The following is a 14,716-nucleotide window of genomic DNA, read 5'->3' as shown; positions in this document are numbered from 1 at the left end:
AAGCTCCGCAGCAAAGCCGCTCCATGAAGGAAACACCGGACCGGCGGCGAGGCCGGCGCCGGTCCAGGCTTTAAGCCGCTTCCCGCTGAACGGTAGATCCGGGGGTACGAAAGGATTCCATCAACGCGGCCCACTGGGGCCGCGCTGCTGCCAGGTGGCGTGCCTTGACATGGCCATAACCCTTGATCATTTCTGGAATCCGGGCGATTTCCAACGCCGTGGCGTGGTTTTCGGCCGTCAGGCCAGCCATCACGTCCTGCAGGCTCGCCTTGTATTCCTCAATCAGGGCCCGCTCGGTGCGCCGCTCCTCCGTGCGGCCAAAGACATCCAGCGGCGTGCCGCGCAGACCTTTCAGGCGAGCCAACACCTTGAATGCGCCCAGCATCCAGGGGCCGAACTGCTTCTTCTGCAGCTCGCCCTTGTCGTTTTTGGACGCAATCATGGGCGGCGCCAGGTGGTAATTGAGCTTGAAGTCGCCTTCAAACATGCCGTTGACTTTGTCCAGGAAGCCCGTGTCGGTGTGCAGGCGCGCCACTTCGTACTCGTCTTTGTAAGCCATGAGTTTGAAAAGGTACCGGGCCACCGCCTCGGTCAGCAGCGTCTTGCCCAGCGGCGCTTCCACAGCGCGCACCTTCTCCACAAAAGCCTGGTAGGTCTGCGCATATGCCGCGTTCTGATAAGCCGTCAGGAAGTCAACCCGCTTGGCCAGCATGTTGTCCAGCGAAGGGCGCTTCACGAACTCGATCACCTGGGCGGCCTTGAACAGGGCCTGCACCGCAGCCAGGTCGTGCGCGCAACGCCGGCCCCACTCAAAAGCCGCCTTGTTGTTGTCAACCTGCACACCGTTGAGCTCGATCGCGCGCATCAACGCGGCGTGCGACAGCGGCACCCGGCCTTTTTGCCAGGCAAAGCCGAGCATGAGCGGGTTGGTGTAGATCGAATCCCCCACCAGCTGCACCGCGACCTGCTCAGCATCAAAGCTACCGAGCAAGTCAGCGCCCACTGCGGAGGTCACGGCCGTCTCGCAATTGCCGCCAGGGAACTGCCAGGCGGGGTTGGTCACAAAGGCCGCTGTCGGCGTGCCGTGTGAATTCATGGCCACGTAGGTACGGCCCGGCTGCATGACGGTCAGCGTGTACTTGCTGGCCGCCACGATCGGATCGCAGCCGATCACCAGGTCCGCCTTGGCGGTGTCGACTTTGGTCGTGTAAATGGCTTCCGGCCGGTTGGCGATCTGAATATGGCTCCAGGTGGCGCCGCCTTTTTGCGCCAGGCCACCCGCATCCTGCGTGACCACACCCTTGCCCTCAATATGGGCTGCCATGCCCAGCAATTGGCCGATGGTGATGACACCGGTGCCGCCGACACCACCCACCACAATGCCCCAGGCGTTTTCCGCCACAGGCAGCACGGGCTCGGGAACTGCGAACAGGCTGCTGGGCGCGCCCTTCTTGTCTTTTTTGGGCTTCTTCAGCTGCCCGCCCTCGACGGTCACAAAGCTGGGGCAAAAGCCCTTCACGCAGGAGTAATCCTTGTTGCAGGTGTTCTGGTTGATGCGGCGCTTGCGGCCGAATTCGGTCTCCAGCGGCTCCACCGACAGGCAGTTGGATTGCACCGAACAATCGCCGCAGCCTTCGCACACCAGCTCGTTGATCACCACGCGCTTTTCAGGATCCACCAGGGTGCCGCGTTTACGGCGGCGGCGCTTTTCAGTCGCGCAGGTCTGGTCGTAAATGATCGCGGTCGTGCCCTTGATCTCGCGGAACTCGCGCTGGATGCGATCCAGCTCGTCGCGGTGGTGCACCGTCACACCGTCGAGCAGCGGCGCGCCGTCGTATTTCTGCGGCTCGTCGGTCACGATGACCAGCTTGGCCACGCCCTCGGCGCGCAGGCTTTGCATGATCTGCAGCACCGAATGGCCTTCAGGCCGTTCGCCGACTTGCTGGCCGCCCGTCATGGCGACCGCGTCGTTGTAGAGGATTTTGTAGGTGATGTTCACACCCGAGGCGATGGCCTGGCGGATCGCCAGCAGCCCGCTGTGAAAGTAGGTGCCGTCGCCCAGGTTGGCAAAAATGTGTTCGTCGGTCGTAAACGCCGCCTGGCCCACCCATGTCACGCCCTCGCCGCCCATCTGGGTGAAGGTGGAAGTGGAGCGGTCCATCCAGGTCGCCATGTAGTGGCAGCCGATACCGGCCACGGCGCGCGAGCCTTCGGGCACGCGGGTGCTGGTGTTGTGCGGGCAGCCGCTGCAAAACCAGGGTGCGCGCTCGCCGGTGTCGGCCTTGCCTGCGGTCAGGGCGCGCTCACGCCCTTCAATGATGGCCAGGCGCTCGTCCATGCGCGAGATGATGTCGGCGGGTACGCCCAGCTTCTTCAGGCGCTTGGCAATCGCCTTGGCGATGATGGCCGGCGTCAGGTCGGCCTTGGCGCGCAGCAGCCAGTTGTCGCTCGGGTTGGAACGGCCCCATTCGCCGCCCGACTGGTCGCCTTCGGGCTCGTCGAACTTGCCCAGCACATTGGGGCGCACATCGGCACGCCAGTTGTAGAGCTCTTCCTTGATCTGGTATTCGATGACCTGGCGTTTTTCCTCGACCACCAGAATCTCTTGCAGGCCTTCAGCGAAGTCGCGCGTGATGGTGGCCTCCAGCGGCCAGACCACGTTGACCTTGTGCAGGCGGATGCCCAACTGGTGGCAAGTGTCTTCGTCCAGGCCCAGGTCGGCCAGCGCCTGGCGCGTGTCGTTGAAGGCCTTGCCGCTGGCGATCAGGCCGAAGCGGTCTTTGGGGCCGGCGATGACGTTGTAGTTGAGCTTGTTGGCGCGGATGTACGCGAGCGCCGCATACCATTTGTAGTCCATCAGCCGGGCTTCCTGCTCCAGCGGAGCATCCGGCCAGCGGATGTGCAGTCCGCCAGGCGGCATCTCGAAATCTTCGGGGATGATGATCTTCACGCGATCGGGGTCGACCAGGATGGAGCTCGAAGACTCGACCACTTCCTGGATGGTTTTCATGCCCGACCAGACGCCGGAAAACCGGCTCATGGCAAACGCGTGCAAGCCCATGTCCAGGATGTCCTGCACATTGGACGGAAAGAACACCGGCAGGCCGCAGGCCTTGAAGATGTGGTCACTCTGGTGCGCGGCGGTGGAGCTCTTGGACACATGGTCATCGCCGGCGATGGCGATCACGCCGCCGTGTTTGGCCGTGCCGGCCATGTTGGCGTGTTTGAAAACGTCGGAGCAGCGGTCCACGCCCGGGCCCTTGCCGTACCAGATGCCGAATACGCCGTCGAATTTTTTGCTTTGCGGGTACAGGTCGAGTTGCTGGGTGCCCCAGACTGCCGTAGCGCCCAGTTCTTCATTGACGCCGGGCTGGAACACGATGTTTTGCGCAGCCAGGTGCTTTTTGGCAGCCCACAGGGCCTGGTCATAACCGCCCAGCGGCGAGCCGCGGTAGCCGCTGATAAAACCCGCCGTGTTCAGCCCCTCGATCGCATCGCGCGTGCGCTGCAGCATGGGCAGGCGAACCAGCGCCTGGACGCCGCTCATGAAGGCGCGGCCGTGGCCTAAAGAATATTTATCGTCAAGCGTGACGGTCTCTAGCGCTTTGCGGATGTGTTCAGGTAGGGGCGCGTTCATGTTCGTGGGTCTCCAGGACTGTTTGTTAGTACCGCTTTGTGGGCAGGCTGGCAGAAGGGCCACACCCGGATAGGGGGCGCCCTCTAGTTGCATGCAAAGTGTATGCCGCCAGCCGTGATATGTCTTTGCTTTGTTTGCCCAATTTAGGGCACTTCCAGAAAGAATCTTGCTGTAAAGTTGTGAATATGGAAACATTAGATAAGTTTGATATCGCCATCCTGAATGAGTTGCAACTCGACGCCCGGTTGACGAACACGGAACTCGCCTCCCGCGTGGGCCTGTCGGCCGCGCCCTGCTGGCGGCGCGTGCGGGCGCTGGAAGAAAGCGGCTTCATCACCGGCTACCGGGCCGAGATCAACCGTCACAAGATCGGGCTGGGCGTGCTGGCTTTTGTCCGGCTGGACGCTGACCGCAACAGTGGCGACGCAACGCGCCAGCTGGAAGAGGCCATCAAGAAGCTGCCGGAGATCGTCTCTTGCCACTACATCAGCGGCACCGGCACCTTTGAGCTGCAGGTGGTGGCGCAAGACCTGGAAGCCTTCAGCAAGTTTGCGCTGCAAAACCTGATCAACCTGCCCAATGTGAAAGACTTGCACACCAGTTTTTCGCTGGGCGAAGTCAAAGCCAGCAGCGCGCTGCCGTTGGGGCATCTGACGCGAGCTACAGCCTAAAATTCAAGAAAATAGTGCTTGCAACCCTTTTCCGACGGGCGCAATCAGCTATTGATTTAATAGCATCAAGCTCTCCCACTGTGCACAATGGCCAGCGCATGAAACACCTGCAAGACAACGCTTCAAGGAGCCCCGCATGAAACCATTTTCCAGCCCCGCCTCTTTGGCCTTTATGCTTTTTATGGCTCTGGCGCCCGTCCTGCAAGCGCAACCCGCTATCAATTCAGGAGCAAATCCAGAGCCACTACCCATGCGCAACCTGCAGATCGAAGTGCGGCAGGCCGGCAGCAGCCTGCGCTCCCAGAGCGCCCTCGGCGCACAAGGCGGTGTTGTGCTGCAACCGGGCCGTTCGGGCCTCAATGCGCAGATCACAGCCCAGGACAGCCAGCGCAGCGATTCACGCGACCTGGTGCAGCGCGTGCTGGTGCTCAATGGCCGCAACGCCAACATCAACCTGGGCAACAGCCAGCCGCTGCGGCTGGTACAGGCGCGCCAGGCCGGCACCGTGTTCATCGAGGCCAACAGCGGCTTTTCAGCCAGGCCCACCTGGTACGGCGGCGACAGCGTGGAGCTGGAACTGGCCGCGGGGCAGGCCAGCCGCACAGGCTCGTCGCCGCAGGCTCCCCTGTCCTCATCGTCCACCAGCACCTCGCTAACCGTTCGCCTCGGGGAATGGGTCACCGTGGCCGAATCGGACGATGCGAGCGCCGGCAGCAGCAGCGGCATCGCCGACAGCCGGCAATCGACCCGTCGGGACGGCATGAGGGTAGAAGTCCGCCTCTCCGTGCGCTAGAAGAAGCCGCCCACAAATCGCGGTGAAACGATTGTGGCACGGCAGGTCCGCACAACAACGCAAAGAGGTTTTCCAGGGAATCAGTCGCGCACGCAGCGTGACGTCAGCGGCAGCAAGGAATAACGCAGCACCGCCTCACGGCCGCTGGCGCCCAGGCCAAACTCGGCGCGCATCCGCGGATTGCTGTACACCGTCTGCTGCGCACCCTGGCCGCCTGCGTCACGAAACAGCAGGTCCGAGCCGCCGGCGCTATCCAGCACGGCGGTGTCGTCCACAAATTTCACCTTGAAGTCAGCGCCGTGTTCGCAGCGGTACTGCGCGGTAGACGAAGGCCCGCCACCCGCCGCGCAGGCTGCCAGCACAAGCGCTCCGGTCACCCCCACCAAGGCCATCCCGGTTCGGGCCGACAGTTGTTTCATGGAATCTCCTTCAGGCTTGCCCAACGTTTCGAGCACTCACTTCGGCCAGAGCACCCAGAGCCGCAGCGGCTGGTTGACACGTGCCGCCAGCAGGCCGGCTTCGGGGCCGGTTCCGGCAAAGTAATCGGCCCTGACCGCACCCACGATGGCGCTGCCGGTGTCCTGCGCCAGCACCAGCTTCTGCAGGTTGGCCGCACCGCCACGGGACGCCAGCCACACCGGCGTGCCGTAGGGAATGCTTCCCGGGTCAACTGCAATGGAACGGCCCGGTGTCAGCGCCACGCCCTGCGCACCTTTGGGTCCAAAGGCGGTATCCAGTTCACTCAGCGGCTGCTCCTGGAAAAAAGTGTAGCGCGGGTTGCTCCAGAGCATTTGCTGCGCGCGCTGCGGATTTTTTGCAACCCATGCCTTGGTGGACTCCACCCAGGGCGCCGTCATGCGGCCTTCGCCCTGCTCCAGCAGCCACTGGGTCACGCTGCGAAACGGCTGCTCGTTCGAGCCGGCATAGGCCACACGCACGACACGCTGTGAGCCATCGGCTTCGGTGATGTTCAGGCGGCCCGAGCCTTGTATGTGCAGCGACATCGCCTCAACCGGGTCGGCCAGCCAGGCGATCTCGCGGCCGCGCAGCGCCGCTTTGGCTTCAGCAAGGGTGTCGATTTCCTGCCGGGAGAACCACGGTTTGCGGCTGCCCAGCGATGCGGGAGGACGGTACAGCGGCACCTCGTAACCCGCAACGGGCTGCCGGCTGGCCCTGAGCACAGGCTCGTAGTAACTGGTCAACAGCCCCTCGGTTACGCCTTGCAGGCTCTCCACCCGATAGGGCTGCAGCCGCCTGACCATCCAGTTGCGCTGCTCATCGGCAGACGCAATGCTAAGGCGCCGGATCTCGCCGCATAGCGGCGCAAAACCCGGGCCGGGACGCTCGCAGCTTTTGAGCCAGGCGTTCCAGGCCTCAAACAGCGCGTCTTCCTCGAAGCCGGGCAACTCGGCCCAGCGGACCGCGACCCAGCGGCTTTTCCCCTGCACCATGGGCGCAGGCAATGGGCCGGTATCGCCGGCGCGCACGCCCGGGGCTGTGGGCTCGCCCGCCGGGACGGTCGAAGGCGGCCGGGGCGGGCTTGCGCAGGAAGCAAGCAGCGCCGCCATGGCGATAATTGGGACAAGCCGCATGGAACGCATTGACGGCAGCACAGGCATCGAAGCCTCTTTTGAAATCCAAGGAAATGTCATGGCCCTACTTTTGCTCGAAGCCCTGGGGGCATTGCTGCTGCTGGTGTTCATTGTGTGGTGGACGATGTTTTCGGGCCGTAAAAATGGCGAATTGAAGGAATCGGTCCACTCAGAGATCCCGGCAGAGCCCGAAAAAAAATAAGCCCGGCACAGCGCTGCAATTACAGGTTACGCAGCAGGTTGGCCAGCTCCACCGCCGACTTGACACCCATTTTGTCAAAAACCCTGGCACGGTGGACCTCCACCGTGCGCACACTGATGTCAAGCTGGTCCGCCACCAGCTTGTTGGGCAACCCACCCACCACCAGCTTCATCACATCACGCTCACGGTCTGTCAGGCCGTCGAGACGGGCCTGCAGGCCCGTCGACTCGCTGTGCTGCGCCAGTGCCCCGGCAGAATGGTTCAGCGCCTGTTCAATGCGGTCTACCAATGCGTTGTCTGAAAAGGGTTTTTCGCAAAAATCAAAAGCGCCGCGCTTGACCGCGTCGACCGCCGTGGGAACGTCCGCATGGCCCGTCAAAAAGATCACCGGCAACGTGGGCAGCAAGCCGTAGGCAATCAGCTTCTCGAACATGGCCAGACCGCTCAGGCCCGCCATGCGTACATCCAGCAACACACATGAAGGCGACTTGACCGCGAATTGCTGGGATACGCGCGCATCAAACGCCTCTGCACTGTCGAAGGTTTCGCTCAGCAGGCGGCGCGAGCGCAGCAGCCAGGCCAGCGCGTCGCGCACGCTGGCATCGTCGTCGACGATATAAACCGTGGCATTTTGAATGGGTTCCATGCTGTGTCCTTCAGGCTGTATGCGCCCCTGCATCATGCGGCAGGGCCGCCGGCAAGGTGAAACTGAAAATCGTACCCCGCGGCTGGCCGGGCTCAAACCCCAGGAAGCCGCCGTGCTGCTCAATCACCGTGCGGCACAGGCTCAGGCCCAGCCCCATACCCTCTTCCTTGGTAGTGAAAAAAGGCGTGAAGAGCTGCTCGGCCACTTCACTGGAAATGCCTTCACCGCAATCCGTCACCGAAAATTCCACCCAGCGGCTCTGTGCGTTCGATGCGGCCGGACGGATACGCAGCGTCAGCACCTTTTCCCGCGGGGCCGCCTCCGCCGCCCCTCCTTCGTGGGCCGCAGCCTGCATGGCCTGCATGCCGTTGCGCGAGAGGTTGAGAAGCACTTGCTCAACCATGGTGCGGTCACACAGCACGGGCGTGCAGGTCTCGTCGACCTCGATCACCACGCGCACGCCGAGCTTGCGTGCCTGAAGGGTCACCAGCGGCATGATGGCGTCCAGCAGGGCGCGAGGCTGCACGGCTTCGCGCACCTGATCGCGCCGCCTCACAAAATCATGCACGCTCTTGATGACCTTTCCCGCGCGTTCGGCCTGCTCGGCAATGCGGCGCATGGCCAGCTGCAAATCTTCCGACAACGGTGCCATGGCTGAGCTGGCGTTCGCTGCCAGCGGCTTGTCATGGTCCATGCCATCCTGCAGCAGGTTGAGTGAGCCGGTGGCGTAGCTTGAAATGGCGGCCAGCGGCTGGTTGAGTTCGTGGCTGAGCAGCGAGGCCATCTCGCCAACCATCGCCAATCGTGCGGTGGCCTGCAGACGGTCCTGGCTGGCACGGGAAAGCTCTTCCACCCGTCGCTGTTCACTGACGTCCAGAATCGCACTCATCCAGCCGGTGTGCTTGCCCACGGCATTGATCAGCGGAGCTTCCATGATCAACACGGGGAACCGCGTGCCATCGCGCCGCATGAACACCGATTCGTGACCCTCCCTGGGCAGGCTGTTGCCCGCCAGCCGGATTTCCTGGCGCTGCTGATAAACGCCGGCCAGTTCGGGTGGCCAGTAGGGCGAGGGAAAGCTCTGGTTGAGCAGGTCCTTGGCGTCCACGCCAACCATCTTGCAAAACGCCGGATTCACGTAAGTGATGCGCCCGTGCAGGTCGCGCGCGCGCAGGCCGGTCAGCACGGAGTCCTCCATGGCCTTGCGGAAAGCCAGGGCCTCGCCGAGGTCATGCTCGACTTTCAGCCTGCGGCGCATATCCCTTGCGAGGAGGTACAACACGGCAAGCAGCGCCAGTGACATGGCGGTTACCAGTGCGGTGAGCACGTTGGGAAAAAGGGCCGGCGTGCCCAGCCGGCTTTCCATCCTGACCACCAGCGTATTGCCGGGCAGGTCCAGCAGCTGTTGCGCAATATAAATCCGGCTGCCGCGCGAAGGCACGCCTTGCAGGGCCAGGCGCGTGCCGTCCGCTTCGGTAAAAGACAGGCCGATGCCCCGTGCGAGCTGGCGGCCGACCAGTTCCCCCAGAATGTCCTGCAGCGAATAGGTGACCACGCTATACCCCGTGAGGCGCCCCGACACCGTGATGGGCAGGCACATGTCGAGCACCTCCAGACCCAGGCCATCGCGCTGCGGCATGAAATAACTGGTGGAGTAGGCCGCGCCGCTCAGGCGCCGGGCCGTGGTGCAGGTCAGGCCCACGTCGGTTTGCAAACTGCCCCGCCCGAGCCGCTCGAACACCGAAGTGCGATAGGGCGTCTCCACAAACCCGAGCACATCGAGCGCTTCGCTGCGCCATTCAAGCCGCATGATTTCACGGCGCTCGCGAAGCAGCTCGGCGGCGGACGAATGCCACGACTCCGGCGTGCGGTCGCTGGACTGAAGTGCCTGCAAGGTCTGGATATTGCGCGTCAGTCCCGAGCGGATGTCGGTCACGGCTTCCGCTGCGTCATGCTCCAGCCGGCTTTGCACCATGCTGGACTCGTACCGTCCCGCCAGCCACACCAGAATGCCCAGCAACGCCACCAGCAGCGCCACCAGCAGCGCCCACAGGGACCAGCGCTTGCTGGCGCGGCTGACGCCGTTGGCAAACGGAAACCTCACGCGGCCGGCCTCATAGGAAACGATGGTTCAATGCAGGCAAACGGCTTCGCACACCTTCCGTGTGAGTGCTGGAGATTTCACCCAGAACAACGCCTGCGCCTTCGGCCTGCTGGGCCAGCACCTCACCCCAGGGATCCACCAGCATGCTGTGGCCCCAGGTACGACGGCCGTTTTCATGCGTGCCGCCCTGCGCCGCCGCAATGACATAGGCCTGGTTTTCAATGGCGCGTGCACGCAGCAGCACTTCCCAATGCGCCTGCCCGGTGGTGTAGGTAAACGCGCTGGGCACCAGCAGCACATCGGCCTTCAACGCGCGGTAAAGCTCCGGGAAGCGCAGGTCATAACAAATGCTCATGCCGACAGCGTAGACATGGCCATCGCGGGAAACCAGATCAAACCCGACGGGCTGCGCGCCGGGCTCCAGCACACGCGTTTCGTCATAGTCTTCCTTTCCCTGCGCAAAGCGAAAAAGATGGATCTTGTCGTACCGCGCGATGCATTGGCCCGTCGGCGCATAGGCCAGCGAACAGTTGCGCGCGCGCGCCGGATCAGACGTGGCCATGGGCAGCGTGCCGCCCACGATCCACAAGCCGAGCTCACGCGCCGACCGGCTCAGGAAGTCCTGTATCAAGCCCGTTCCGACGCTCTCCTGGACTTTCAGCTTGTCGGTGTCCTTGAAGCCCATGATGCAGAAATATTCCGGCAGCACGGCCAGTTCGGCGCCCTGCGCCGCAGCCTGCTCAAGCAGGCTGCGGGCTGCGGCAAGGTTGTCCTGCACGCGCGTACCTGAGACCATCTGGATGGCAGCTATCTTCATGGTTAACGAACCTCCTGAACAGGCTCTGCTGCAGCCTGTGCCTTGCGATCCACCTTGATGATTTTCGGGTCAGACCAGGTTCCTTCAATGTGGAATTCCTGGGTCGCCGCCTGCATCAAAGGCCGGCGCAGGAACATCTGGGCAAGGAAGCTGCCCAGGCCGATGGCCGGATTGATGACTGTGGCGATCAGGGAAGCCGTACCGGCATTGATTTCCGGCACCACGACCGCCTTGATGTTCTGCGTCTCCTTGGCAATATCGGCACTACCCTCCATCAGCACGGCCGCATTCACGCCCTTCATCTGCAGGTTGTTGGTATAGGCGACGCCCTGGTTGATATTGATGTCGCCGCGGACAAAGTCAAAGGCAAAGCCTTCGGAAAAAACGTCCCGGAAATCCAGGGTCAGCCGCCTGGGCAAAGACTGCAGGCTCAGCACACCCAGCAGTTTTGTGATGCCCGGGTCAGCCTTGACAAACTGCCCCGACTCCACATTGACGTTGAACTGTCCGCTCATGCTGGGATAGTCCAGGCTGAGAGGTGACCCCATCCACGCGACCTGCCCCTCCAGTTTGCCCTTGCCACGGCGAATGACCTCACCCATGCCAAAGCGCTTGAGCAGCTCACCCGAATCGGCGATGTCCAGCTTGAAATTCATCACGGTGCGGCGGCGCTCGGCAGCCGCGCGCGCGGCACGCGGCGCATTTGTCGCAACGCTCTGGGCATTGATCGCCACCCAGTTGCCCGTTGCCGTCAGCACCGCCTCGGGAAGGATCACATTGAACTTGTTCAGGCGCCATTCGCGCACGCCCTCGCGGGCCGCGGCAGACGCTCCGCGGTTGACGGCGTCGATCTCGACCCGCCCCAGCTTTTTTCCGCGCAGCTCCAGGTCTTCCACCACGATGTCCAGGGCAGGGATGCTGGCGGGCTGCTCGTTCAGGATCGCTTCCACGTCACTGGCCGTACCTGGCGCCAGGCTCAAACGGGAAAGCCGCGCATAGACCCGCCCGGCCCCTATGCCGCCAGGCTGCCGGAATTCGACATATCCATTGAGCTCCGACGCGTCGATATTTGCACGCCATGTCAGGCCTTCACGGGAGCCTCCCACCACCACGTTGTTCAGCTTGCGCCCTTCAATCACCAGCTCCTTTGCGCGAATGGCCATGGAGGTCGGCAGATAAGTCAGGGACGCGTTCGCGGCGGCCCGGTTGGTCGCCGCAGTGGCAGCCACCGGCGGAGGTGTCTGGAGCGCGCTGCCGGAAGAAGAATCTGCCAGTATTTTTTGCCAGGCATCGAGGTCCACGTGGGCCAGGTTGATATTGGCCGCCACACCGGCTTCCTGCACGGGCACTGTCTCCCCCGGCTCCAGCCCGACGCCGATTCCGCCCCGCATCACACGAGGTTCGCTGCCGCTGACGTCGCGCACATACATGACGGACGCCACACGGCCAATGGTTACCGAAAGCTGGTCCTCCAGCTTTTGCCCCGGCCCCATGGAGGTCGGCACAAGCGAATTCTCAAACCGCAGCGGCAATGCCGCTTCTGCGGTCTTGCTCAGGGGCGCGGGCAGGTTGAGCGCCATGCCTTGCAGGCTGCTGGCGACAACCAGCTCAGGCACGCCACGGCGAAAACCCAACGAGGCGGTGTAAGCCGTGCTGCCCGTGGCATTTTGGGCCATGCGCGAAAGCGCGCCGAGCTCCCTGGCCTGACGCAACCCTTCAGCGGTGACAACGCCTTGCGCCTTGAATGCCACCAGGCTTTCCGGCTCTGCATTGCCGGGCGATCGCGCCTGCACCCGCGTGCCACCGTCAAAACGGACGTCGCCGCCAAGCAGCCGTGCCTGGGCGCCTGTCACGGTGAAACCGCGTTCGCTCACGGTCACAACGCCCTTGAGTTTTGTCAGCGCTGGGGTATCCAGGCCAAATTGCAGGTCATTGCCGGGCAGAGTGACGGTTCCTTCCACCCGGGATTTATCGATCGTGTGGATAGGCAAGTCCAGCCGGAACCGGTATTCGCCCGTTCCGGCCGCAACCGCCTTGGCCAGCACATGATTGGTCATGCCGGCAACCGGGGACTGGTTGACGAACCCCAGCGCATCAGCAAGCGGCCCCTTGAGGTGTGTGTTCACCTCGACAGTGGTGTCATGGGTCAGGTCAGGGATACGTGCATTACCCTTGACCAGCTGCAAACCCGGCAGGCCATTGACCTTGCCGGTGACGTCGTTGACCTCAAGTGCCGCATGGTTAAACACCAGTTCGCCGTTGAGTTCAGTCAAGGCCGGCCACCCCGCCGCTCCGGCCGGCTGTATGGATTTGGGCACATAGGCATAGTGCCCATTCCGCACCTTGGCGGTCACCCGGAAGTCCCCTTGCGCCGGGTTGGTGAAAGGCAATTGCGCCAGCGGTCCCTTGACCTTGAACTTCACGTCGCTGACCTGGCCTTGCACGACCGCGTCACGCACATAGTGGCGCACCCGGTCCGGCAATACCAGCGGCAAATAACGGTGTACCCGCTCGCCATCACCGCGGCTCAAAACGCCCTGCAGATCCAGCACACCCGGGAATCGGGGATCTGCTGCATCTCCGGCAGGCGGCTTGCCGGAAACCACATCGTCGGTATGCCATGCGGCTTGCGCTTCTCCCTGCGCGTCGGCATTGGCAAATCGCAGGTTGTTCAGCTGCGCTTCGATTTTCCGGCCCGCAAACTTCCATTGCGTCTCGGCGGAAAGCTGGTCAAACGGCACCAGCGAATCCTCAAACACGCCCGGCAGGTCGAGCGAGCCGTTGAGTATCTTGACCCCGGCCCGTCCACCCGCTTGCGTCAGGTCAAAGTCAATGGTGGCGCCGCTGATTCCCGGCCTGCCAGGCTTGGGATGCACTGACGCTGGGCTGGGCGGTGCGGGCAGGGCAGCAATACTCAGCCCGGCGACGCGTCCTTTTGCGGCGTAGGCGGCAGGGGCATCCAGCGGTCCCTGCCAGCGAGCCTCAACGCTTTCGACCAGTCCCTTCGGGGCAAATGAAGCGATCAGCCCATGGACGGGAGCATCAAGCGGCAGGCGATTGGCAATCTGTGCGAGCGCTGCAAGATCGAGCTTGTCTGCCTTGAGTTCGGTGTGCTGCGCAACGCCGGCCTCGTCCCCTGTGTGCACCAGCGCCACGTTGCCGCCTGGCCACTGCAGGCCGTCGCGGGTACGAAAGCGCAGGCCTTCGGTATTGAAATCAAAACCATTGGTACGCTGACCGCCACCCACACGCCCGGCGACAAAATCAAAGGCCAAAGGCTGCAGCTTGGCACCCAGACGGGCGTCTACATCCTGCAACGCCACATCGGCCGTGCCGCCAGTCACCCGGCCCTGGGAAATATCTGCCCAAGCGCGAAGCGCGCCATTCCCGCGTGTCAGCTCAATGCCCAGTGCGTCCAGGTTGAGGTACGGTTTGATGCGGGACGCATCCACCCGGTCGAACCCGGCAAATAGCTGGCCTGTCCAGGCATCAAAATCACCGGCGCTGCTTGACAGCAGCGATTGGCGGAATATGCCCCTGACAGTGAAACGGTCACCCCATTCTGCAGGGGGTGTGGCATCCAGACGCATGAGGTGGCGCCGCCGCGTATTGCGCATCACCCAGTCAACCTGCGTCAACGCCAGGGGTGGTGCCGGATTCATTTCATCTGTCCAGCGCACGGTGCCGCCTCGCATGACAAACTCGGTCTGCGAGAAGAACCAGTCGGCAGCGGCGCTCTCGCCGGCCGCCCGGTCCTGCGAAACATCGAGGCCGCCGACATAGATCTTTCCGTCAGCGGTTCGCCGTATGTCCAGCTCGGGCTTGTCGATGTAAAGCTGCTCGAAGCCCAACCCCCAGATCGAAGAGGCGGACAGGGCGCCGAGAATCACCGGCAGCCGCAGGGCCTCGCGCCCCTGGGCGTCGAGCAGGGTCACGTCGCGCAACTCGAACGACGGAATCATCCCTTGGGAATGTGCGGTGATTCCACCAATGCGAACAGGCACCCCCAAAGCCTTGCTGGCCTCTATTTCCAGGCGCGGACGAAACTCCCCGATTCGCGGCACAATCCAGCCATGCAGCACGAACCAGGTCAGGCCAAAGAGCACCCAGGCCGTGGCAACAAGCCACAGCAACACGCGCAGGGTAAGAGCAAGCCATCGCAGTCGTTGCGGCGGCGGGGTAGGCAGGCTGGGGATCGTTGGCTCCATTGACATGAGAATTATGACCGCCGGGGCCAGCGTTCGCCCGGCAGTG

9 protein-coding genes are annotated in these 14,716 nt (G+C 63.1%); 2 read left to right on the top strand and 7 right to left on the bottom strand.

The features are described 5' to 3' along the window. Positions 1 to 70: 70 nt before the first annotated feature. Positions 71 to 3,637, bottom strand: a complete 3,567-nt coding sequence (locus AC1DWQ_RS16560; protein WP_477670624.1) for an indolepyruvate ferredoxin oxidoreductase family protein — start codon at positions 3,635 to 3,637, stop codon at positions 71 to 73. A gap of 185 nt (positions 3,638 to 3,822) precedes the next feature. Here AC1DWQ_RS16560 and AC1DWQ_RS16555 point away from each other — a divergent pair, with 185 nt between their 5' ends. Together AC1DWQ_RS16555 and AC1DWQ_RS16550 are read left to right on the top strand one after the other, a co-directional pair. Next, positions 3,823 to 4,308: an Lrp/AsnC family transcriptional regulator gene (locus tag AC1DWQ_RS16555; RefSeq protein WP_477670623.1), complete on the top strand. Its 486-nt coding sequence runs from the start codon at positions 3,823 to 3,825 to the stop codon at positions 4,306 to 4,308. A 250-nt stretch (positions 4,309 to 4,558) separates the two neighbouring features. Continuing rightward, the gene (locus tag AC1DWQ_RS16550; RefSeq protein WP_477670622.1) at positions 4,559 to 5,101 is read left to right on the top strand and encodes a hypothetical protein; all 543 of its coding nucleotides are present in this window, start codon (positions 4,559 to 4,561) and stop codon (positions 5,099 to 5,101) included. An 80-nt stretch (positions 5,102 to 5,181) separates the two neighbouring features. On the opposite strand, the gene AC1DWQ_RS16545 is transcribed toward AC1DWQ_RS16550, so the two are convergent. The 6 genes from AC1DWQ_RS16545 to AC1DWQ_RS16520 form a co-directional block, all read right to left on the bottom strand. After that, positions 5,182 to 5,520, bottom strand: coding sequence for a hypothetical protein (locus tag AC1DWQ_RS16545; RefSeq protein WP_477670621.1), 339 nt, complete (start codon positions 5,518 to 5,520; stop codon positions 5,182 to 5,184). Positions 5,521 to 5,556: 36 nt separating this feature from the next. After that, positions 5,557 to 6,804: a murein transglycosylase A gene (mltA, locus tag AC1DWQ_RS16540; RefSeq protein WP_477670620.1), complete on the bottom strand. Its 1,248-nt coding sequence runs from the start codon at positions 6,802 to 6,804 to the stop codon at positions 5,557 to 5,559. 110 nt (positions 6,805 to 6,914) lie between these two features. Beyond that, positions 6,915 to 7,541 carry a response regulator transcription factor gene (locus AC1DWQ_RS16535; RefSeq protein WP_457282424.1) on the bottom strand — a complete coding sequence of 209 codons (627 nt, stop codon included), beginning with the start codon at positions 7,539 to 7,541 and terminating at the stop codon, positions 6,915 to 6,917. 10 nt (positions 7,542 to 7,551) lie between these two features. Then, on the bottom strand, positions 7,552 to 9,645 hold the full coding sequence (locus AC1DWQ_RS16530; protein ID WP_477670619.1) for a two-component system sensor histidine kinase NtrB: 2,094 nt from the start codon (positions 9,643 to 9,645) through the stop codon (positions 7,552 to 7,554). Between the two features lie 10 nt (positions 9,646 to 9,655). Beyond that, positions 9,656 to 10,462: a carbon-nitrogen hydrolase family protein gene (locus tag AC1DWQ_RS16525; protein ID WP_477670618.1), complete on the bottom strand. Its 807-nt coding sequence runs from the start codon at positions 10,460 to 10,462 to the stop codon at positions 9,656 to 9,658. 2 nt (positions 10,463 to 10,464) lie between these two features. Then, complete coding sequence (locus tag AC1DWQ_RS16520) at positions 10,465 to 14,670, bottom strand: YhdP family protein (protein WP_477670750.1); 4,206 nt, start codon at positions 14,668 to 14,670, stop codon at positions 10,465 to 10,467. Positions 14,671 to 14,716 lie beyond the last annotated feature (46 nt).

The sequence above is a fragment of the Polaromonas sp. P2_G11 genome, assembly GCF_056403595.1.
The sequence above is the reverse complement of the archived record's forward strand: the minus strand, read 5'-3'. Positions and strand labels throughout refer to the sequence as shown.